The following is a 20,918-nucleotide window of genomic DNA, read 5'->3' on the forward strand; positions in this document are numbered from 1 at the left end:
GCCCGGCCCAGTTCCGCCACGTAGGCGCCCGGATCCGGGACCGGGGCGGCCGCCACCGCGGTGACGTAGGCGCCCACCCCCACCCTGGAGGGCAGCAGAGCCCGGGCCCGCGTGATCTCGTCGAGGCTGTCGGAGCCGGGCCGCCAGCACGGAAACACGACGGTGTCCACGTCCTCCGGCGCGGCCGGGGTCAGCCCGGGCAGCGCCCCGGTCGCCCACGGGTCGGCGGAGCCGTGCAGTACCACCGCGCTGCCGACGTGCTCGAGCACGGCCCTTCGCAGCGCGTCCGCCGAGGCCTGCCGGGTGGACAGGACGAGCTCACGCACCTCGGGCGCGAGGCGGTCCTCGGCGAGGGTGAGGTCGCCGGTCGCCATCAGCCTGCCGATCTCCTCGCGCAGCGCGGTTTCACAGCCGGGGGCGCAGGCGTCGCAGCAGCAGACGGACAGCAGCCGGGCGACCGCGGGCGCCCACACCGCGTCGGTTTTTTCGTGCCGGCACTGGTGAAGCACGCCGAGCTGGCCGCAGGCCTCGAGGACGACCGACGAGATCTCCAGTCCCGCCAGCGATTCCGCGGCCAGTGCCGCCGCGTAGGCACGCACCTCGCCCTGCGACGGGCACAGGGCCCACGGATAGCGCTCGCCGAAGCAGTTGCGCACCGTCAGCTCGGGAAACTCGGTGCCCAGCCGGGAATCGTGGGTGAGCACGAGCCAGGCCGCGGCCGGGATCCCGGCTTCGCCGAGCAACGCGATCGCCTCCCCCGCCGCGTCCGGGGATTCCACCCAGTCGGGCACCCCGGGACGCAGCCGCCCCCAGGCGCCTTCCCGCACCGGGCGGTACAGCGCGGCATGCCGGGCCAGTACCGCGGTGCGCTCCCGTGACCACGGCGTGGCGGCGCGCGCGGAGTGGTACGAAACGGCGACGGCGACTTCGTCCACGCCCAGTTCGCGGACCCGCTCGACGAACCCGGGCTCGGCCACATCCCAGGGATAGGCATAGCCGACGACCTTCATCCCACCTCCGCCTGTTCATGTTCGTGAACGGCAAACCGTGTTGTGAACAAGTTCGAAAACGCTAGTCTGGCGTGGGTCACCAGTCAACGGGGGCAGGATGGAGCAACCCGCCGCGCTCCCGGCCGGGGTGAAATCCGCACACCGCACCGTGGAACTGCTGGCTGCCTTCGCCGCACGGGACGCCTGGGCGGAACCGACTGCCACGGCGGGCGGGAATCCGTTGAGCGGCAAGGACTTCCCCGCACCGAGCACAGGAAAGGAATGGGCATGCGCGTCCTGATCACCGGCGCCTCCGGCGTCGTCGGCACCCTGATGCGTCCCCGTCTCCGCCGCGAGGGCCGGATCCTGCGGCTGCTCGATCTCGTGCCCCCGGCGCCGCCGGAAGCGGGTGAGGCGGTCGAGGCGCTCACCGGGTCGGTCACCGATCCGGACCTGATGGCGCGCGCCTGCGAGGACGTCGACGCGATCCTGCATCTGGGCGGAATCAGCCGGGAAAACGGCTGGGCGGACATCCTGGAGGTCAACATCGGCGGCACCCAGGTGGTCCTGGAGGCCGCACGGCGGGCCGGGGTGGGCCGGATCGTGCTCGCCTCCAGCAATCACGCGGTGGGTTTCCGCACGGTGGAGCCGGAACTGCCCGCGGACTCCTCACCGAGGCCGGACACCTTCTACGGGGTGAGCAAGGCCGCCGTGGAAGCGCTGGGCAGCCTCTACCATTCCCGGTTCGGGATGGACGTGATCTGCGTGCGCATCGGCTCGTGTTTCGAACGCCCACCGGGGGTGCGCGGGCTGTCCACCTGGCTGTCGCCCGACGACGGCGCCCGCCTGTTCGAGGCGTGCCTGTCCTGTCCGTCGCCGGGCTACCGGATCGTCTGGGGCGTTTCCGGCAACACCCGCCGGATCTACTCACTGGCCGAAGCGCAGGCGCTGGGCTACCGGGCCACCGACGACGCCGAGAGGTTCGCCGCCGAGATCTCCGGGCCCGCCCCCACGGGCGATGAAGCGCACTACGTCGGCGGCCCGTTCTGCACGACCCCGCTCGGCGAGCCGAACTGATTCCGGGGTTGACCTCGAGTCGACTGGAGGTCGCATCCTGGGCGCAGGAGCCGCACCGAGGTGCGGACGTGCCGGCCGGAGGTTCCGGCCGGTCTCGCCGGAGGGGATCACCATGTCGTTCACCGATTCCGAACTGAACTACCTCGCCACCCAGCGCCTCGGGCGCCTGGCCACCGCGCAGCCGGACGGCACGCTGCAGGTCAGCCCGGTGGGGTTCGCCTACAACCCCGCCACCGGGACCATCGACATCGGCGGCTACACCATGGCGGCCAGCCGGAAGTTCCGCAATGTCGCGGACAACGGGCAGGTCGCGTTCGTGGTCGACGACATCGCCTCCGTGTCGCCGTGGCGGGTCCGGTGCCTGGAAATCCGGGGGCGCGGCGAGGCGATCGGGGAACCGGCGGATTCGGCCGCCGGGATCGGCGGGGCGATCATCCGGATCCACCCCCGCCGCATCATCAGCTTCGGTCTCGACGACCTCGACACCGAACCGCACAAGCTGGTACCGAGCAAGCGCACCGTGGCCGGATAGCGGTCTGTCGACCGGCGAAACGAGGGCACCTGGCGGCCGGGTCACCCGAGCCGGGAGAGGTCGAGGACGGCCTTGCCGAACGAGAAGCCGTCCGGGGGCAGGCCCTTGGGCGAGCCGAGCCAGCCGCGGTCGCGCGGCCGGACCGTCGCGTCGTGGTCCAGAAGCAGCGACACATAGCACCCGTAGTCGATGGCGAAACCGTCGTAAAGAGTTCCGGGTTGGTCGGTGTCGACGAGGCCGCGCCGCAGCACGTGGAGCAGCCGGGCGTCGACCAGGTCCCCGACGAGCTCGTGCCCCGTCCCGGCGGCCTGTTCCAGCAGGAAGGTCCGTGACCGCCGCCTGCCCACCACCTCGTCGACGAGGGCACGCAGCAGGCGCCGGGCGGGTTCACCGGCCGCGATGGCCGCCTGCTTGTCGCGCAGGTACCAGTCGCGCGCCGCCATCCGCACCGCGCGCAGCCCGATCGGCTCGTCGTGGGCGTACTGCGCGGCCAGCGCGGCGATGTTGATCGCGTCGCGGGGAATGCCCTCCGCGGCCCGCACGAGTTCGGCGAACGCGGTGCCACGGAAGCATTCCGCGGCGAACGCGTCCGCGTCCGCGGGCGGGTCGGCCAGCATGGTGGCCAGCCGGACCGAAGCATGGTTGAAGAACAGGCGGCCGAAGAACTCCCCGGCGCGGGACCGGGAACCGTCGAAGATCATGAAATCGTCCAGGCTGACCGCGGACGCGGCGTCCGCGCCCACCTCGATGCCCTGCAGATCCCCCGACGCCGAGGGGGCGCGGAAACGGGAGCGGCGTTCGATGGCGGCGATCTTCACCGTGCTCCCGGTGACCGGCAGCACGCTGCGGCGCAGCAGGTCGGCCAGCAGCGGCTGGAGGTCGATCGGCACGCTGCTCCACTCGTCGAGCAACAGCCACAGCCTGGCGGGCGCCAGTGCCCGGGTCAGGGCGCGCAGTGCCCGGCCGACCGGCCCGAACACCACGTGGTGCTGTTCCGTTCCCCGCCGCCGCAGGCTGCGCTCCGCGGTGACGGCCCGGCGGCCGCTCACCCCCGCGGCAGGGGAGCGGGAAAACTCGGCCGAATACGCGGATTCCGCCGTACCACCGATCTTCGTCTCCTGCTCGACCTCGCCGACGACCCGCACCGCCGTCGCGGCTTCGGCCAGTGCGTCCAGTGCGGGCAGCAGTCCCGGTCCTTCCGCGGAGTCCCGCTCGACGACCGCGGTGAGAAGTTCCTCGTGCAGGGCTTCCAGTGTGTCGATGAGCAGGTGGGTGCCGCGCACCGCGGGGCTCAGGCTGCTGTCGGCGTAGAGCCCGCCCGACGCGCCGATCGTGCGCAGGTCGACGTAGACGGCGAGATCACCGGTGCGCTCGACGAGATCGGCGAGATGCAGCAGAGCATGCGTCTTCCCGGCTCCCCGCCGCCCGTAGACGATCTGGTGGTCGGTGGAGTGCAGCATCGCGGAGAACGAGCCCGCCTCGACGAAGGTGGCGGTCAGGGTGGCGCGATCCGCGGTCTCCGCGCGCCTCGGGATCCGGAGCAGGGCCTGGTTGAGGTGTCGCTGTCGGGAAACGCCCACCGGCCGAGCCTGCCGGGTCCTCCGGGCGCGGGCCAGCCGCCGCCCGGGTGGATCACGCGGCGTTTTCCAGCCAGTGCGCGAAGAAGCCGCCGAGGGCGGCCCCGGCATACCGTTCGGCGTGCGCGACGAACTCGGGGGTGGTGACGATGCCGTGCCGGTGCTCGTGCGCCCACGACCGCAGCAGCGCGAAGAACGTCTCGTCGCCGACACGCTCACGGAGCGCCTGCAGGGTCAGCGCGCCCCGCTGGTAGACCCGCACGTCGAACAGGTGCGCCGCCCCCGGGTCGCCGATGCGCACCTCACCGGGCAGGCCGTCGATCCGCCGGGCCGCTTCCCCGGCGAGCTCGGCCGCCGCCGGGCCGCCGGATTCCTCGGACCACAGCCATTCGGCGTAGGTGGCGAATCCTTCGTTGAGCCAGATGTGCCGCCAGTCGGCGACGGTGAGGCTGTTGCCGAACCACTGGTGTGCCAGTTCGTGCGCGAGCAGGCGTTCCGCCCCGCGCCGCCCGTCGACGTGGTTGGCGCCGAAGATCGCCATCCCCTGCGCCTCGATGGGGTCGTCCAACTCGTCCCCGGTCACCACGGCGACGTACTCGCCGAACGGGTAGGGCCCGAACCGGCGCTCGAACAGTGCCATCATCTCCGGCTGGCGGCCGAAGTCGTGCCCGGCCGCGGCGGCCAGCCCCGCCGGGACGGCGAGGCGCTGGCGCACTCCAGACGGCAGGTCCCGTTCGACGTACCGTCCGATCTGGACACTCATGAGATAGGTGGCGGTCGGCTCCCGCCGTTCGAAGACCCAGGTGGTCGTGCTGGCGCGCGAACGCCGCGAAACCTCCTCACCGGTCACCAGCACGGTGTACGCCGAGGAGGTGGTCACGGTGACGCGGTACGCGGCCTTGTCGCCGGGCCGGTCGTTGCACGGGAACCACGAGGGCGCGCCGATCGGCTGGCTCGCCACCAGCGCGCCGTCGGTGAGCTCGTCCCACCCGATGTCGCCCCAGTGGCCGCCGATCGGCCGCGGGTTGCCGGTGTAGCGCACCTCGACGGTGAACGCGTCCCCTTCGCCGAGGGGCCGCGGCGGGGTCACCACCAGCTTGGTCCCCCGGCGGGCGAACCGGGCGCGCTGCCCGTCCACCGTCAGGCCGCCGACCTTGAACCCGGCGAGGTCGAGCCGGATCTCCGTCAGCGGGCGCGCGGCGGTCGCGCTGATCTTCGCGCGCGCGGCCAGCCGGTTGGGGCCGACCTTGTAGTCCAGCTCCAGGTCGTAGTGCCCGACGTGGTAGCCGTCGTCCCCGTGGGCGGCCAGGCTGTCGCGCACCTCAGCGTCCCCAGGCCGAGATCGGGTTGCCGAGCCAGCGCGAATCGGCGGGGACCGTGTCGCCGCGGGTCACCAGTGAGCCGGGACCGACGGTGGTGCGCGCGCCGAGGGTCGCGCCCGGCAGGACGATCCCGTGCGGCCCCAGCGTGGCCCCCTCGTCCAGTGCGACCTCGCTCATGCTCATGATCCGGTCGTGGAACAGGTGGGTCTGCACCACGCAGCCGCGGTTGACGGTGGCGCCGTCGCCGAGGCGCACCAGATCCGCCTCCGGCAGCCAGTAGGTCTCCAGCCACACGCCGCGGCCGATCCGGGCCCCCATCGTGCGCAGCCAGGCCGCCAGCAGCGGCGTTCCGCCGAGCGAGCCGATCAGCCAGGGCACCGCGAGTGCCTCGACGAAGGTGTCCGCCAGTTCGTCCCGCCACACGAAGGAACTCCACAGTGGATGGTCGATCTCCCGGAACCGGCCCACCAGCAGCCATTTCGCCCCGGTCGCGAGCGCGGCGGCGACGACACCGGCGGCCAGCAGCACCGCGCCCGACGCCAGTGCGGCCACCCACAGGCCCACCGTCGTCCACAGCGCCAGCAGGGCGGCGAGCACCAGCACGGCCAGCGCGGTCCCGCACATCACCGGCACGACGCGGCACAGCTCGACGGCGGCGCGCGCCACCTTGAGCCGCTTCGGCGGCCGGTAGGTCCGGGTCGCGTCCCCGGCCTCCACGGCCCGCCGCAGCGGCATCGGCGGCATGCCCAGGTAGGAGGAACCCTTCTTCGCCTTCGGCGGGGTGGACGAGAGCACCCCGACCAGCCCGCGTTTGGGCACCGCGCGGCCCGGCGCGGTCATCCCCGAGTTGCCGAGGAAGGCCTGCTTGCCGATGCGGGCGGGGCCCACGTGCAGCCAGCCGTTCCCGAGTTCGTAGGCGGCGACCATGGTGTCGTCGGCGAGGAACGCGCCGTCGTCCACCTGGGTCATCCGGGGTACGGCGAGGACGGTGGACACCTCGGCGTCGCGGCCGACCTTCGCGCCCAGCAGGCGCAGCCACACGGGAGTGAACAGGCTGGCGTAGAGCGGGAACAGCGCGGTCCTGGCCATGTCCATGAGCCGCTCGGTGGCCCACACCTGCCAGGCGGCCCGGCTGTGCACCGGGTGGTATCCCCCGGTCATGCCCACGCCGAGGGCGCGCACACCCCCGAGCACCAGCAGTGCGTAGGACACGAGATAGGCGACGGTGGCGGCGGGCACCGCGGCCATGGCGCGCCCGAGCGACGGGCCGCCGGACAGCGCGAACGCCAGCACCACGATCCCGGGCAGGGCGGCCACCGCGGGCAACAGTCCCAGCAGCAGCGAACTCACCGCGTAGATCCACGACCAGCGGCGGGAGCGCGGCGGGCGGCTGGACGGCCACCGCAGCGCGCCCCGGCCGTCGCGGGCCGCCGGAGACCCGGCCCAGCGCTGCCCCGCAGGCACCGCGCCCACCACGGTCGAACCGGCCGCGATTTCGGCGCCCTTGCCGACGCGCGCGCCGGGGAACAGGGTGCTGCGCGCCCCCACCCTGGCGCCGGCGCCGACCCGGATCTTGCCGATGTGCACCAGGTCTCCGTCCACCCAGTGGCCGGACAGGTCCACCTCGGGCTCGATCGCCGCGCCCCGGCCGAGCTTGAGCAGGCCGGTGACCGGGGGTGGCGAATGCAGGTCCACCCCCTTGGCGACCTTGGCGCCCAGCGCCCTGGCGTACTGCGTCATCCACGACGCGCCCGAAATCTCGGCGGCACCGCTGAATTCGGCGAGCTTCTCCGCCGTCCACAGTCGCAAGTGGACACTGCCGCCGCGTGGGTAGCTGCCGGGCCGGACGCCCCGCAGCAGCAGGCGCGCTCCGCCCGCGGCCACCGCGATGCGGCCCGCCGGACTGAACAGCACCAGCCAGGCCGCCGCCAGCGCCCACCACGGGACCGAGGGCGCCCAGGCCACCCCGGCCAGGCCGAGCGCGGTGGACAGGGCGGCCAGCACGGTGGTCCAGCGCAACCCGGTCAGTGTCATCAGCGGCAGCAGGAGCAGCGCCTGCAGGAGACCGGTGCGGGCCGGGACCGGCGCCACTTCGCGGTAGGCCGTCTCGCCGCTCTTCAGCCCGTCGAGCAGCGCGGCGAGCGCCCCCAGCGCCGGCCGCTGGTAGATGTCGCCGACCGAGACCTGGGGGTGCCGGGTGCGGATGCGGGCGACGAGCTGGGCGGCCGTGAGACTGCCGCCCCCGTGGCTGAAGAAGTCGGCGTCCGGGGACGCCACGGCCACGCCGAGGATCTCGGCCCACATCTCCGCGAGCCACGCCTCGGTCGCGGTCAGCCGCCCAGGGTGCGCGTCGTCCTTGTCGGACACGGTGGGCAACGGCCAGGGCAGTGCGGCCCGGTCCACCTTGCCGGAGGTACGGGTGGGCAGATCGCCGACCACGGCGAGCAGCGGCACCAGCGCGGCGGGCAGGCGGTCCCGCAGGAGCACCGAGGCGGCCTCGGTGTCGAAACCGGGCTCGCCGGGCACGACGTAACCGACCAGGATCTGGTTGCCCGCCTTCGTGGTGCGCACCGCCGAAGCCGCCCCGGCGATGCCGGGAAGCGCTTGCAGCGCGGCGTCGACCTCGCCGAGTTCGATGCGGCGCCCGCCGAGCTTGACCTGCTCGTCGGCCCGGCCGAGGAACAGCAGCCCCTCCGGCTCGGCCCGTACCAGGTCACCGCTGCGGTAGGCCCGCCGCCAGCCCAGCGACGGCAGCGGCGCGAACTTCTCCGCGTCCTTGTCCGGGTCCAGGTAGCGGGCCAGGCCCGCACCGCCGATCACGAGCTGCCCCGGCTCGCCCATCGCCACCGGTTCGTCCCGCTCGTCCACCACGGCCAGCTCCCAGCCCGCCAGCGGCAGCCCGATCCGGACCGGGCCCTCACCGGTGAGCGGCGCCGCGCACGACACGACGGTCGCCTCGGTGGGGCCGTAGGTGTTCCACACCTCGCAGCCCTCGACGGCGACCCGTTCGGCGAGTTCCGGCGGGCACGCCTCCCCGCCGAACACCAGCAGCCGCACCTCTTCCAGCGCCTCGGCGGGCCAGAGCGCGGCCAGGGTGGGCACGGTGGAGACCACCGTGATGCGCTGGGCGACCAGCCACGGCCCGAGATCCACGCCGGTGCGCACCAGGGACCGCGGGGCGGGCACCAGGCAGGCGCCGTGCCGCCAGGCCAGCCACATCTCCTCGCACGAGGCGTCGAAGGCGACCGACAACCCGGCCAGCACCCGGTCGCCGGGCCCGAGCGGTTCGTCGGTGAGGAAAAGCCCGGCCTCGGCGTCGACGAAGGCGGCGGCCGCGGCATGGGTGACCGCCACGCCCTTCGGCTTCCCGGTGGAACCGGAGGTGAAGATGATCCACGCGTCGTCGTCCGGACCGGGCCTGCCGGGCGCGTTGCCCGGCTCGCCCCGGAGCGCGAGCGCGCCCGCGTCGCCGAGCACGGCGCACACGCCCGCCTCGCCGAACACCAGTTCCGCCCGTTCCTCGGGATCGTCGGCATCGACCGGCACGTAGGCCGCACCGGCGGCGAGCACCCCGAGGATCGCCACGTACAGCGCGGCCGTACCGGACGAGATCCGCACGCCCACCCGGTCGCCCACGCCGATCCCGGCCGCACCCAGGCGCCGCCGCACGGCCTCCGCCTCCTCGGCGAGCCTGCGGTAGGTGAGCACCCCGGTCCCGTCGTCGATCGCGGCCGCACCGGGCTGCGCGGCGACGGTCTCGGCGAGGATGTCGAGCAGGGTCCGCTCCGCGGCCGCCGGGCCGCCGGAGAAGACCGCCTTCCCCGCCGGGGCGGGGAAAGCGGTTTCTGATCTGTCCGTTGTCGTCTCGGCGGGCACGGTCAACCCGTCACACCTTCTCTCCACGTCGGAACTGGGCGCCCCCACGAGGAGGAGGGTGCGCGAGGATTTGTCTTATAAGCGGCGGAGCCGCTTGCGGTGAGCCGTCAGCTTGCACCGCCGCGGGTTCTGACGTGGTTCCTCGCGAGGACAGCTCTTCCGTGGTGAATTGGCATTCATGAGGAAGAGATCCCACAGCGAGGGACCACGTCAGGTTCCGCCACCCGCACCGCCACGCAACCCCTCCCACAACAGGTTCTACGGGGCTACTTGCCCTTCTTGGTGCCCTTGGGCTTCTTCTCCCGCACGCGCACGTTGATGCGGACGGGGGTGCCGGCGAAGCCGAAGCGCTCCCGGAACTTGCGCTCGATGAACCGGCGGTAGCCCGCCTCCAGGAACCCGGTGGTGAACAGCACCAGCGTCGGCGGCCGGATCGCGGCCTGCGTCGCGAAGAGGACCTTCGGCTGCTTGCCGCCGCGCACCGGCGGCGGGGTGGCCGCGACGAGTTCCGAAAGCCAGCCGTTGAGCTGACCGGTGGGCACGCGCTGGTCCCACGAGGCGAGCGCGGTGCGCAGCGCGGGCGCGAGCTTGCGCACCGAACGGCCGGTGAGCGCGGAGATGTTCACCCGCTCCGCCCACGGCACCCGCACCAGGCCGCGGTCCAGCTCCTTCTCCAGCTGGTGGCGGCGGTCCTCGTCGACCAGGTCCCACTTGTTGAACGCGAGCACGCAGGCCCGGCCCGCCTCCACCACCATGGTGAGCACGCGAAGGTCCTGTTCGGACAGTGGTTCGCTGGCGTCCAGCAGCACGATCGCCACCTCGGAGGCGTCGATCGCGGACTTCGTGCGCAGCGAGGCGTAGTACTCGGTGCCGGTGGAGGTGTTGACCCGCTTGCGCAGCCCGGCGGTGTCCACGAACCGCCAGGTCTGGCCGTCCAGCTCGACCAGCGAGTCCACCGGGTCCACCGTGGTGCCCGCGACCGAGTCCACCACCGCGCGCTGCTCGCCGCTGAGCTTGTTGAGCAGGCTGGACTTGCCGACGTTCGGCTTGCCGACCAGCGCGACCCGGCGCGGCCCGGTGCCGCGCTCCCCATCGCGGGGTGCCTCGGGCAGCGCCGAGACAATCGCGTCGAGCAGGTCACCGGAACTGCGGCCGTGCAGGGCACTCACCGCGAGCGGCTCGCCCAGCCCCAGCGACCACAGCGACGCCACGTCGCCCATGAGCCGGTCGTCGTCGACCTTGTTCGCGGCCAGCAGCACCGGCCGCTTCGACCGCCGCAGCACGCGCGCGACCGCCTCGTCGGTGGCGGTCGCCCCCACCGAGGCGTCCACCACGAGCAGCACGGCGTCCGATGTGGACATGGCGAGCTCGGCCTGCGCGGCGACGGCACCGGCCAGCCCGCTCGCGCCCGGCTCCCAGCCGCCGGTGTCCACCAGGGTGAACCGGCGGCCGTTCCACACCGCGTCGTAGGCGACCCGGTCCCTGGTCACGCCCGGCACGTCCTGCACGACGGCTTCCCGCCGCCCCAGTATCCGGTTGACCAGGGTGGACTTGCCCACGTTGGGTCGGCCCACCACGGCCAGCACCGGCTGGCTGAGCTGGGCGTCTTCCAGCTCGGCGGCCTCGTCCACGGCGGCGTCGAGCGCGGCGAACTCCGCTTCGTCGGCCCAGGTGCCGTCTACTTCAGTCATGTCTTCGCTTTCTTTTCCTGTTCCGGCACCGCACGCAGCTCGTCCAGCGTGCGCACCAGTGCCGCAAGTTCCGTCCGCAGCCGCTCGGTGGCCTCGGCCAGGCCCGCCCTGCCCTTGCCGACCGCCAGCTCGAACGGCGTCCCGATCAGTACGTCCACCCGGGGCCGGAAGCGCCGTCCGCTCCCGGCGGGCCGCCGGGTGCCCCGGACCGCCACCGGCAGCACGACCGCACCGGTCGCCCGCACCAGCCAGGCCGCGCCCTGCTCGGCACTGGCCACGTCCCCCTCGCCGCGGGTGCCCTCGGGGAACACCCCCACCAGGCCGCCCTCCCTCAGCAACCGGGCGGTGGTGGTCAGCGGGGCCCGGTCGGGGACGCCACGGCGCACCGGGACCTGCCCGATGCGCCGGAGAAACCAGCCCACCGGCCCGCTGAACATCTCCTCCTTGACGAGGAACACCGAACGCCGCGGCAACATTCCGAACAGCAGCTGCGGTTCCACCAGCGAGCTGTGGTTGGCGATCAGCAGCACCGGGCCGGTGCGCGGCACGCGTTCCAGCCCCACGACCCGGACCCGGTAGGCGGGCCGCAGGCCCACGCGGCCGATGAACCTGCCGAAGTCGTGCAGCCAGCCGACGGCCCCCTCCGGCAGGCCCTCCGCGGTCACCGCGCGGCCTCGGCGGCACCGGCGGTGCGGCCGGTGAGCAGGCCCCGCCGTCCGGCGAGTTCGCCCAGTGCCGTGATGACCTCGTCGATGGTCAGTTCGGAGGTGTCGACGGGCACCGCGTCCTCGGCGGGGCGCAGCGGCGAGGTGGCCCGGCTGGAGTCCAGCCGGTCGCGCCGGTCGACCGAGGCCAGCGCGTCGGCGTGGCTGGTGTCACGCCCGGCGGCGGTGTCCTGGGCGCTGCGGCGCGCGGCGCGGACCTCGGCGGAGGCGGTCAGGTAGACCTTGAGCGGCGCGTCGGGCGCGACCACGGTGCCGATGTCCCGGCCCTCGACGACGATCCCGCCGACCGCGGTGAGCACCTCCTCGATCAGCGCGCGCTGGCGCGTCACCAGCAGCTCGCGCACCGCGGGCACGGCCGACACCGGCGACACCGCGAAGTTGACCTCGGGACCGCGGATCTCCAGCGCCACGTCCTCCCCGGCCAGCTCGATCTCCGGGCGCTGGGGGCTGGTGCCGATGGTGAACACGGTGTCCAGCGCGGTGGCCGCCACCGCCTCCGGGTCGGCGAGGTCCACCCCCGCGCGCAGCACGGCCAGCGTGATCACGCGGTACATCGCGCCGGTGTCCAGGTACCCCGCGCCGAGCCGTTCGGCCAGCCTGCGCGCCACCGTGGTCTTCCCGGTGCCCGACGGGCCGTCCAGCGCCACCACACCTCGTAGGGCTCCCGTCACCGATGCTCTCCTTGCCTGCGAACCGTCCGCCAACCGGCTTACCGGGGTTCCATTCTGCCTGGCAGGCGGCGAGGCGAAGGCACCGGCCCAAACCGGGCAAACCGGTAGCGTGGTGATCGTGAACGTAGACGTGACCCCCCTGCCCGGGATCGGCGTACGCAAGGATTTCGTCCTCCGCACCGGCCGCCGCGTCGGCGTGGTGACCACCCGTGACGGGCGGATCGAGCTGATCGTGTCCAAATCCGACGACCCCGACGCCTGCCTGGCCTCCCTGCCGCTGACCGCGGACGAGGCGGGCACGCTGGCGAACCTGCTGGGCGCGCCGCAGCTCGTCGCGCAGCTCACCGAGGAACACCGCGACCTGCCGGGCATCCACACCCGGCAGCTGCCGATCAGGGCGCACGCCCCGTTCGACGGGCGCACCCTCGCCGACGCCGCGCTGCGCACCCGCACCGGAGTGTCCGTGGTGGCGGTGATGCGGGCGGGCCAGGTCCACCCCTCCCCCACCCCGGACTTCACGTTCACCGCCGGGGACCTCCTGGTGGCGGTCGGCACCGCCGAAGGCCTCGACAACGCACTGAGAATCCTGCAGAACGGGTAACGCGTGGACCACACCGCACTGTCCTTGATCGAACTCGGCGCGGTCTTCTTCTGCCTGGGCACACTGGGCAGGCTCGCCGCGAGGATCGGGCTGTCCCCGATCCCGCTGTACCTGCTGGGCGGCCTGGCCTTCGGCGAAGGCGGTTTCCTCCCCCTGCGCGACATCGACGGCTTCACCCACCTCGCGGGCGAGATCGGCGTGGTGCTGCTGCTGTTGCTGCTCGGCCTGGAGTACACGGCGGCCGAACTGGTCACCGGGATGAAACGCTCGTGGCCCGCGGGGCTGGCCGACATCGCGCTCAACGCCGCCCCGGGCGCGGCGGTGGCGCTGATCCTGGGGTGGGGCCCGCTCGGCGCACTGGTGATGGCCGGGGTGACCTACATCTCCTCGTCGGGGATCATCGCCAAGGTCCTGGGCGATCTGGGGCGGCTCGGCAACCGGGAGACCCCGGTGGTGCTGTCGATCCTGGTGTTCGAGGACCTGGCGATGGCGCTGTACCTGCCCATCCTCACCGCCGTGCTGGGCGGCGTCAGCTTCCTCGGCGGCTTGAAGGCGGTGGGCGTCTCGCTCGCGGTGATCACCGTGGTGCTGCTGGTCGCGCTGAAGTTCGGCCGGTACGTCTCGGCCGTGGTCGACTCGCCCGACCGCGAGGTGTTCCTCCTCAAGATCCTCGGCGCGGCCCTGCTGGTGGCCGGTCTCGCCTCGGCGATGCAGGTGTCGGCGGCGGTCGGCGCCTTCCTGCTCGGCATCGCGGTCTCCGGATCGACCGCGGAGAACGCCACGCGCCTGCTCGAACCGCTGCGCGACCTGTTCGCGGCGGTGTTCTTCGTCGTGTTCGGGCTGCGCACCGATCCCGCCTCGATCCCGCCCGTGCTCGGCTGGGCGATCGCACTGGCCGTCGTGAGCGCACTGACCAAGGTGGCGACCGGCTGGTGGGCCGCGCGAAGGCAGGGGGTGGGCAGGCTCGGCCGGGCCCGTGCGGGCGCGGCACTGGTGGCCCGCGGCGAGTTCTCGATCGTCATCGCGGGGCTCGCCGTCACGGCGGGCGCGGTCGACGGCGAACTGGCCGCACTCGCCACCGCCTACGTGCTGATCATGGCGGTGCTGGGCCCGGTCGCGGCCCGGATCGTGGAGCCGCTGGCCCGCGCGCTGCAACGCAAGCCGCGGCAGGCGGCCGAACCGGCCCCCACCCCCGGCACCTGACTCCGCGAGTCCCACCTCCAGCACGCCGAGTCCCACCTTCAGCACGTTGTGTCCCACCTTCAGCAGGGTGAGTCCCACTCAGCCGCGGCTTGGAGGTGGAACTCAGGCGCCACAGCGTGGGACACAACCGCCGAAGCGTGGGCCACAAGGGACGGTGGGCAGGCGGCGGGGTTCAGGTCTCGGCGAGGGTGTCGAGGATCTGCTGGCCGTAGCGGACGAGTTTGCTCTCGCCGACTCCGCTCACCCGGCCGAGAGCGGCCGCCGTCTGCGGGCGTTCCGTCGCGATCTGGCGCAGGGTCGCGTCGTGGAACACCACGTAGGCGGGCACGCCCAGCTCCTTCGCGGTGGCGGCTCGCCAGGCCCGCAGGCGTTCGAACAGCGGGGCCGCCTCCTCGGGCAGTTCCACCACCGCCTGGCGCGCCTTCGCGGGTTTCGCCGCGCGGGGTTCGCGTTTCGGTTCACGCCGGAGCCGGACCTCGCGACGGCGGCCGAGCACCTCGCCGCTGGCCTCGGTCAGCACCAGGGTGCCGTAGTCCCCCTCCACCGACAGCAGTCCCTGCGCGAGCAGCTGGCGCACCACACCCCGCCACTCGCCCTCGGACAGCTCGGTGCCGATGCCGAACACGGTGAGCTCGTCGTGGCGGAACTGGGCGACCTTCGGGCTCTGCTTGCCGAGCAGGATGTCGATGATCTGCCCGGCCCCGAACTTCTGCCGCCGCTCGTGCTGCAGCCGGTACACGGTGGACAGCAGTTTCTGCGCGGCGATGGTGCCGTCCCACGACTCGGGCGGGGACAGGCAGGTGTCGCAGTTTCCGCACGGCTGCCCGGACTGGCCGAAGTAGTTGAGCAGCTGGACGCGGCGGCATTCCACCGTCTCGCACAGCGCGAGCATCGCGTCCAGATGGCGGGAGAGGCGGCGCCGGTGCGCCTCGTCGCCCTCCGAGGTGTCGATCATCTTGCGCTGCTGCACCACGTCGGCAAGGCCGTAGGCCAGCCACGCGGTCGAGGACAGGCCGTCCCGCCCGGCCCGGCCGGTCTCCTGGTAGTAGCCCTCGACGGACTTCGGCAGGTCGAGGTGCGCCACGAACCGCACGTCGGGTTTGTCGATCCCCATGCCGAAGGCGATCGTGGCGACCACGACCAGCCCGTCCTCCCGCAGGAACCGCGCCTGGTTCCTGGCGCGCGTCGCCGCGTCGAGACCGGCGTGGTAGGGCAGCGCCTCGATGCGGTTGGCGACCAGGAACTCCGCCGTCTTCTCCACCGAAGCCCGGGACAGGCAGTACACGATCCCGGCGTCCCCGGCGTGCTCGGTGCGGAGCAGGTCGAGCAACTGCTTCTGCGGACTGTTCTTCGGCACGATCCGGTACTGGATGTTGGGCCGGTCGAAGCTCGCCACGAAGTGCCGGGCCCCGCCCAGGTTCAGCCGGGTCGCGATCTCGTCGTGCGTGGCCCGGGTGGCGGTGGCGGTCAGCGCGATGCGCGGCACCCGCGGCCACCGCTCGTGCAGCTGGGACAGTGCCAGGTAGTCGGGCCGGAAATCGTGGCCCCACTGGGAGACGCAGTGCGCCTCGTCGATCGCGAACAGCGAGATCGTGCCCCGTTCGAGCAGGTTCACCGTGGCCTCGACCCGCAGCCGTTCCGGCGCGAGGTAGAGCAGGTCGAGCTCACCGGCGAGGAAGGCCTCCTCGACCTCGCGGCGCTGCCGGTAGTCCTGGGTGGAGTTCAGGAAACCGGCCCGCACGCCCAGGGCGCGCAGCGCGTCGACCTGGTCCTGCATCAACGCGATGAGCGGCGAGACGACCACGCCGACGCCGTCGCGCACCAGGGCGGGGATCTGGTAGCACAGGGACTTCCCGCCCCCGGTGGGCATCAGCACCAGCGCATCGCCCCCGGCGACGACGTGCTCGATGATCGCTTCCTGCTCACCGCGGAACGAGTCGTAGCCGAAGACGCGCCGCAGCACGCCGAGAGCCGGGGTCGTGGTGTCCGAGTCGGTCGCGATCACCGGGCGATGCTATCGGCGGTCACCGACAGGGCCGCGCTCACAGGTCGACCGCCCGGTAGAGCGCGGCGACCTCCTGCCGCGTCAGGCGGCGCAGCGTGCCGGGCTTCTGCGCGCCGAGCTGGACGTCGGCGATCGAGGTCCGCACCAGCTTGCGCACCGGGAAGCCCACCTCGGCCAGCAGCCGCCGCACGATGTGCTTGCGCCCCTCGTGCAGCACCACCTCGACCAGGGACCGGCCCGCCTGCATGTCCTTGACCCGGAAGGCGTCGACCCTGACCGGGCCGTCCTCCAGCTCGACCCCGGCCCGCAGCTGCTTGCCCAGCCCGCGCGGCACCAGGCCGTCCACCTCGGCCAGGTAGGTCTTGAGCACGTTGTACGACGGGTGCATCAGCCGGTGCGCGAGGTCTCCGTCGTTGGTGAACAGCAGCAGGCCCTCGGTCTCGGCGTCGAGCCTGCCGACGTGGAACAGCCGTTCCGCCCGGTTGCGGACGTAGTCGCCCACGCAGGGGCGGCCCTGGTCGTCGGTCATCGTGCTGTGCACCCCGCGCGGCTTGTTCATCGCCAGGTACACCAGGTCCTCGCGCAGGATGACGCGGCTGCCGTCGACGTGGATCACCGCGGTGTCCGGATCGACCCGGCGGCCCAGCTCGCGCACGATCCGCCCGTCCACGCTCACCCGGCCTCCGGCGATCAGGTCCTCGGCGGCGCGCCGCGAGGCCACACCGGCCTTGGCCAGCACCTTCTGCAGGCGGACACCCTCGGGTGCTTGGTCAGATGTCATCGATGGCGTCCACTTCGGGTAGCAGGGGGGCGATCGGGGGCAGGTCGGTCAGCGACGACAGCCCCAGCCGCTCCAGGAACAACTCGGTCGTCATGTACAGGGTGCCACCCGTCTCCGGATCGGTGCCCGCCTCCTCGATCAGGCCCCGGGCCAGCAGGGTCCGGATCACCCCGTCCACGTTCACCCCGCGCACCGCCGCGACCCGGGAACGGGTCACCGGCTGGCGGTAGGCGATCACGGCCAGCGTTTCCAGCGCCGCCCTGGTCAGCTTGGACCGCTGCCCGTCGAGCAGGAGTTTCTCCACGAACGGGGCGTAGGTGTCACGGGTGTAGAACCGCCAGCCCTCGCCCGCGCGGCGCAGGTCGATTCCGCTGTCGCGTTCGGTGAACCGGGCCGCCATGTCCCGCAGCGCGCGGGTGATCCTGGCCACGGGCTGGCCGAGGGTGGCGGCGAGCGTTTCCTCGTTCACCGGCGAGTCGACCACCAGCAGCAGCGCCTCGATCGCGGCTTCGAGGGTCGCGTCGTCACCGACGTCGGGCAGCGCACGGTCCATCGCGACCAGGTCCGGCCCGGCCTCCGGTTCCGTCTCGGTCTCCGGTGCCGGCACGCTTTCGGGTTCGGCCTCCCGTGCGGCCGGGGCCGCTTCCTCCTCGGGGCTCACCCGTACTCCTCTTCTTCCTCCACGCGGGCACGATCGTGCTCCGCCGCTTCCGTGGCCTGCTCGAGCGAGCCGCCGATCCAGCGCACGCTGAGCGGGCCCAGTGCCTCGTCCTGGTCGAACTGCACGGCCGCTTCGCGGTACAGCTCCAGCAGCGCCAGGAACCGGGCCACCACTTCGACCGTGTGCTCGCAGTCCGCCACCAGTTCGGCGAAGGTCGCGGTGCCCGCCTCGGCCAGCCGCACCCGCAGCAGCGCCGCGTGCTCGCGCACCGACACCCGCCCCATGTGCAGGTGGTCCAGCGACACCGTCGGCGGCGGCTTGGGCCGGAACACCGCGAGCGCGATCTCGGCGAACTTCCCCGGGTCGACCCCGAGCATCACCTCGGGCAGCAGGCCCACGTACCGCTCTTCGAGCGCCACCGAGCGCGGGTACCGGCGCAGCGCCCCGGCCTCCAGCTCCGCGAACAGCTCCGCGACCTGCTTGTACGCCCGGTACTGCAGGATACGGGCGAACAGCAGGTCCCTGGCCTCCAGCAGTGCCAGGTCCTCTTCGTCCTCCACCTCGGCGGCGGGCAGCAGCCGGGCCGCCTTGAGGTCGAGCAGGGTGGCCGCGACCACCAGGAACTCGGTGGTCTCGTCCAGGTCCCACTGCGGCCCCAGCGCACGGGTGTAGGCGATGAAATCGTCGGTGACCTGGTGCAGCGCGACCTCGGTGACGTCGAGCTGGTGCTGGGAGATCAGCTGCAGCAACAGGTCGAAGGGGCCCTCGAAATTGGCCAGCCGGACCTTGAACTTCGACGGCGAAGCCTCGCCGGGGGTGGGCTCCGGCTGGGCGGTCACCCCAGCCGGCTCCCCTGTACCACTCACGAGCCGGAAGCTTCCTCGATGTCGAGCTGCCCCTCCCGCAGCCGCTGGACCAGCACCGACTCGGACCCGTGCTGTTCGAAATCGGCGAGCAGCACCGCGACCGCCTCGCGCACCAGCCTGCCCCGGTCGATCGCCAGCCCGTACGTGGCGCGCAGCGCCAGCCGGGCCTGCTCCATCGCGACCAGTTCCTCACCCGAGACGTACACCGTGATCTTCGAGTCGTGCTTCTGCCGCCCCGAACCCCGCCGCGCCGCGCCGTCGCGGCCCAGTTGCTCGCGGCGTCCCTCGGTGCCCGGACGGGGCGCCTCGGCGGGACGCGCCGAGTCCGGGGAGGGAGTGCTGGTCAGGCGGAAGAGTTCGGAAGCCCCGGGCAGGGAGGCTCGCCTGCTCACCGAGCGATCACCTCGCGCGCCAGCGCGCGATACGCCTGCGCACCGGCCGATTTGGGAGCCCAGGTGGTGATCGGTTCGCCCGCCACGGTGGTCTCGGGGAACCGTACGGTGCGGTTGATCACCGTGTCGAACACGGTATCGCCGAAGGCTTCGACCACCCGCGCCATGACCTCTCTCGAGTGCAGGGTTCTCGGGTCGAACATGGTGGCCAGGATGCCGGTGATGTCCAGTTTGGGGTTCAAGCGCTCGCGTACCTTCTCGATCGTGTCGATCAACAAAGCCACGCCCCGCAGGCTGAAGAACTCGCACTCCAGCGGGATGATCACGCCGTCCGCGGCCGTGAGCGCGTTCACCGTGAGCAACCCGAGCGATGGCTGGCAATCGACCAGAACATAGTCGTAGTCCCTCAGCACCGGTTGCAGCACCCGGAGCAAGGTGTGCTCACGCCCGACCTCGGCCACCAGCTGGACCTCGGCGGCGGAGAGGTCGATGTTGCTCGGCAGCAGGTCCATGCCCTCGATCTTGGTCCTGCGCAGCACGTCGTCGGCGGTGACCGCGCGTTCCATGATCGCGTTGTAGACGGTCTGCTCGAGCTCGTGCGGCTGCACCCCGAGGCCGACCGAGAGCGCACCCTGCGGATCGAAGTCGACCAGCAGCACGCGGCGGCCGTACTCGGCAAGCGCGGCACCCAGGTTGATGGTCGAGGTGGTCTTCCCGACGCCACCCTTCTGGTTGCACATCGCGAGCACCTGCGCGGGCCCGTGCCGCTCGAGCAGCGGCGGATCGGGAATCGCCCGCAGCGGTCTGCCGGTCGGGCCCACCTGGGGCTTGCCGTTCACCTTGGCGGGCGGCACGGCCTTGTCCACGGCCTCGCGTTCCCCCTCTTTTGCGATGGTCGGCTGGCTGGGGTTCGCGCCGGCCGACCTGGCCGGGCCCGGGCTGGCCGGTGGCTGAGTTGTCGACATGGCGCGAAAGCTCCTCGTTCGACGGGTCGTCGGCAGCCTATTCGGCAGGACGTTTGTCGCCAAAGCGGCTCGCCGTGCCGGCGCGGTGATCAACCCAGGGCCCGAGGGTGGGCGGTAGCATATATCTCACGCAGTGTGTTCACCGTCACCAGGGTGTAGACCTGTGTCGTGGTCACCGAGGCGTGCCCCAGCAGCTCCTGCACGACCCGGACGTCGGCCCCGCCCTCCAGCAGATGGGTGGCGAAGGAGTGCCGCAGGGTGTGCGGGGAGACGCCGGCGGACAGCCCGGCCCGCTCGGCGTTGGTCTTGAGCACCTGCCAGGCGCTCTGCCGGGAAAGGCGGCTGCCGCGGGCGTTGAGGAACAGTGCCGGGGTACCCCGGCCCCGCCGGGCCAGCACCGGCCGCGCCCGCACCAGGTAGGCCTCGACCGCCTCCAGCGCGGGCCTGCCCACCGGGACGAGCCGCTGCTTGCCGCCCTTGCCGTCGAGCAGCACGGTGCGGTCGCGGGTGTCCACGTCGTCGACATCGAGCCCGACCGCCTCGGAAATCCGTGCGCCGGTGGAATACAGCAGTTCCAGCAGCGCCCGGTCGCGCAGCGCGCGCTCCCCCTCGGTGCCGGGCATGTCCAGCAGGCGGAGCACGTCCGCCACCGGCAGCGCCTTGGGCAGCCGCCGGGCCGTGGCGGGCGGGCGCACCTCGCGGGCCGGATCGTCCTCGGTGATGCCGTCGAGGTGGGCGAACCGGTGCAGGCCGCGCACCGCCACCAGCGCCCGGGCCGCCGACGAGGCGGCGAGCCGCGGAAGATCTCCGTCCCCCTCCCGCAGGGCCGCGCCGAAGGCGGTCACGTCGGCCTCGGCGATGCGGGCGAAGTCGGTGACCCCGGCACGTTCCAGGTACGAGACGTAACGACGAAGATCGCGCGCGTAGCCGTCGAGCGTGTTGCGGGCCGTGCCGCGCTCCACCGCGAGGTGATCGAGATAGGCC

The 20,918-nt window shown here is 72.6% G+C and carries 19 protein-coding genes; 5 read left to right on the forward strand and 14 right to left on the reverse strand.

What is annotated here, in order from left to right; all coding sequences use genetic code 11:
• A partial coding sequence (locus FNH05_RS10410; RefSeq protein WP_144587138.1) for a hypothetical protein occupies nt 1-1,010 on the reverse strand: 1,010 nt, incomplete at its 3' end.
• Nucleotides 1,011-1,107: 97 nt separating this feature from the next.
• Here FNH05_RS10410 and FNH05_RS10415 point away from each other — a divergent pair.
• The 3 genes from FNH05_RS10415 to FNH05_RS10425 all read left to right on the forward strand — a co-directional run bounded on the left by FNH05_RS10415 (nt 1,108) and on the right by FNH05_RS10425 (nt 2,598).
• Entirely contained in the window at nt 1,108-1,290 is a 183-nt protein-coding gene (locus tag FNH05_RS10415; protein WP_144587139.1) for a hypothetical protein, read from the forward strand.
• Nucleotides 1,272-2,066: an NAD-dependent epimerase/dehydratase family protein gene (locus FNH05_RS10420; protein ID WP_144587140.1), complete on the forward strand. Its 795-nt coding sequence runs from the start codon at nt 1,272-1,274 to the stop codon at nt 2,064-2,066. The genes FNH05_RS10415 and FNH05_RS10420 overlap by 19 nt, the downstream gene beginning before the upstream one ends.
• A gap of 112 nt (nt 2,067-2,178) precedes the next feature.
• Nucleotides 2,179-2,598, forward strand: coding sequence for a PPOX class F420-dependent oxidoreductase (locus tag FNH05_RS10425; protein ID WP_144587141.1), 420 nt, complete (start codon nt 2,179-2,181; stop codon nt 2,596-2,598).
• Between the two features lie 41 nt (nt 2,599-2,639).
• Here the strand turns inward: FNH05_RS10425 and FNH05_RS10430 are convergent, their stop codons facing one another.
• From FNH05_RS10430 to cmk, 6 genes are all read right to left on the reverse strand, one after another.
• A complete protein-coding gene (locus tag FNH05_RS10430) occupies nt 2,640-4,178 on the reverse strand; it encodes a hypothetical protein (protein ID WP_144587142.1) in 1,539 nt (512 codons plus the stop codon).
• 52 nt (nt 4,179-4,230) lie between these two features.
• Entirely contained in the window at nt 4,231-5,496 is a 1,266-nt protein-coding gene (locus tag FNH05_RS10435) for a M1 family metallopeptidase (RefSeq protein WP_246127647.1), read from the reverse strand.
• Nucleotide 5,497: 1 nt separating this feature from the next.
• Nucleotides 5,498-9,379, reverse strand: a complete 3,882-nt coding sequence (locus tag FNH05_RS10440) for a Pls/PosA family non-ribosomal peptide synthetase (RefSeq protein ID WP_144587144.1) — start codon at nt 9,377-9,379, stop codon at nt 5,498-5,500.
• A 260-nt stretch (nt 9,380-9,639) separates the two neighbouring features.
• Nucleotides 9,640-11,064: a ribosome biogenesis GTPase Der gene (gene der / locus FNH05_RS10445; protein WP_144587145.1), complete on the reverse strand. Its 1,425-nt coding sequence runs from the start codon at nt 11,062-11,064 to the stop codon at nt 9,640-9,642.
• Nucleotides 11,061-11,729 (reverse strand): lysophospholipid acyltransferase family protein, encoded by a 669-nt coding sequence (locus FNH05_RS10450; protein WP_144587146.1) that lies wholly within the window; start codon nt 11,727-11,729, stop codon nt 11,061-11,063. Before FNH05_RS10450 ends, der begins: the two co-directional genes overlap by 4 nt.
• Entirely contained in the window at nt 11,726-12,439 is a 714-nt protein-coding gene (cmk, locus tag FNH05_RS10455; protein WP_144587152.1) for a (d)CMP kinase, read from the reverse strand. The genes FNH05_RS10450 and cmk overlap by 4 nt, the downstream gene beginning before the upstream one ends.
• Nucleotides 12,440-12,578: 139 nt before the next feature.
• Here cmk and FNH05_RS10460 point away from each other — a divergent pair, with 139 nt between their 5' ends.
• Complete coding sequence (locus tag FNH05_RS10460; protein ID WP_144587147.1) at nt 12,579-13,061, forward strand: cation:proton antiporter regulatory subunit; 483 nt, start codon at nt 12,579-12,581, stop codon at nt 13,059-13,061.
• 3 nt (nt 13,062-13,064) lie between these two features.
• Nucleotides 13,065-14,264, forward strand: a complete 1,200-nt coding sequence (locus FNH05_RS10465; RefSeq protein ID WP_144587148.1) for a cation:proton antiporter — start codon at nt 13,065-13,067, stop codon at nt 14,262-14,264.
• 172 nt (nt 14,265-14,436) lie between these two features.
• On the opposite strand, the gene recQ is transcribed toward FNH05_RS10465, so the two are convergent.
• From recQ to xerD, 7 genes are all read right to left on the reverse strand, one after another.
• The gene (recQ, locus tag FNH05_RS10470) at nt 14,437-16,269 is read right to left on the reverse strand and encodes a DNA helicase RecQ (RefSeq protein ID WP_144587149.1); all 1,833 of its coding nucleotides are present in this window, start codon (nt 16,267-16,269) and stop codon (nt 14,437-14,439) included.
• Nucleotides 16,270-16,306: 37 nt separating this feature from the next.
• On the reverse strand, nt 16,307-17,050 hold the full coding sequence (locus FNH05_RS10475) for a pseudouridine synthase (protein ID WP_144587150.1): 744 nt from the start codon (nt 17,048-17,050) through the stop codon (nt 16,307-16,309).
• Entirely contained in the window at nt 17,040-17,711 is a 672-nt protein-coding gene (gene scpB, locus FNH05_RS10480; RefSeq protein WP_425458434.1) for an SMC-Scp complex subunit ScpB, read from the reverse strand. Before scpB ends, FNH05_RS10475 begins: the two co-directional genes overlap by 11 nt.
• Entirely contained in the window at nt 17,708-18,550 is an 843-nt protein-coding gene (locus FNH05_RS10485) for a segregation and condensation protein A (RefSeq protein WP_246127648.1), read from the reverse strand. The genes scpB and FNH05_RS10485 overlap by 4 nt, the downstream gene beginning before the upstream one ends.
• A 23-nt stretch (nt 18,551-18,573) precedes the next feature.
• The gene (locus FNH05_RS10490; protein ID WP_186382482.1) at nt 18,574-18,969 is read right to left on the reverse strand and encodes a cobyrinic acid ac-diamide synthase; all 396 of its coding nucleotides are present in this window, start codon (nt 18,967-18,969) and stop codon (nt 18,574-18,576) included.
• Nucleotides 18,966-19,934, reverse strand: a complete 969-nt coding sequence (locus FNH05_RS10495; RefSeq protein ID WP_144587155.1) for a ParA family protein — start codon at nt 19,932-19,934, stop codon at nt 18,966-18,968. Before FNH05_RS10495 ends, FNH05_RS10490 begins: the two co-directional genes overlap by 4 nt.
• Before the next feature lie 89 nt (nt 19,935-20,023).
• Nucleotides 20,024-20,918: site-specific tyrosine recombinase XerD (xerD, locus tag FNH05_RS10500; RefSeq protein ID WP_281287605.1), on the reverse strand; the 895-nt coding region annotated here is incomplete at its 5' end.

This window comes from Amycolatopsis rhizosphaerae (assembly GCF_007713715.1).
GTDB lineage: Bacteria > Actinomycetota > Actinomycetes > Mycobacteriales > Pseudonocardiaceae > Amycolatopsis_E > Amycolatopsis_E rhizosphaerae.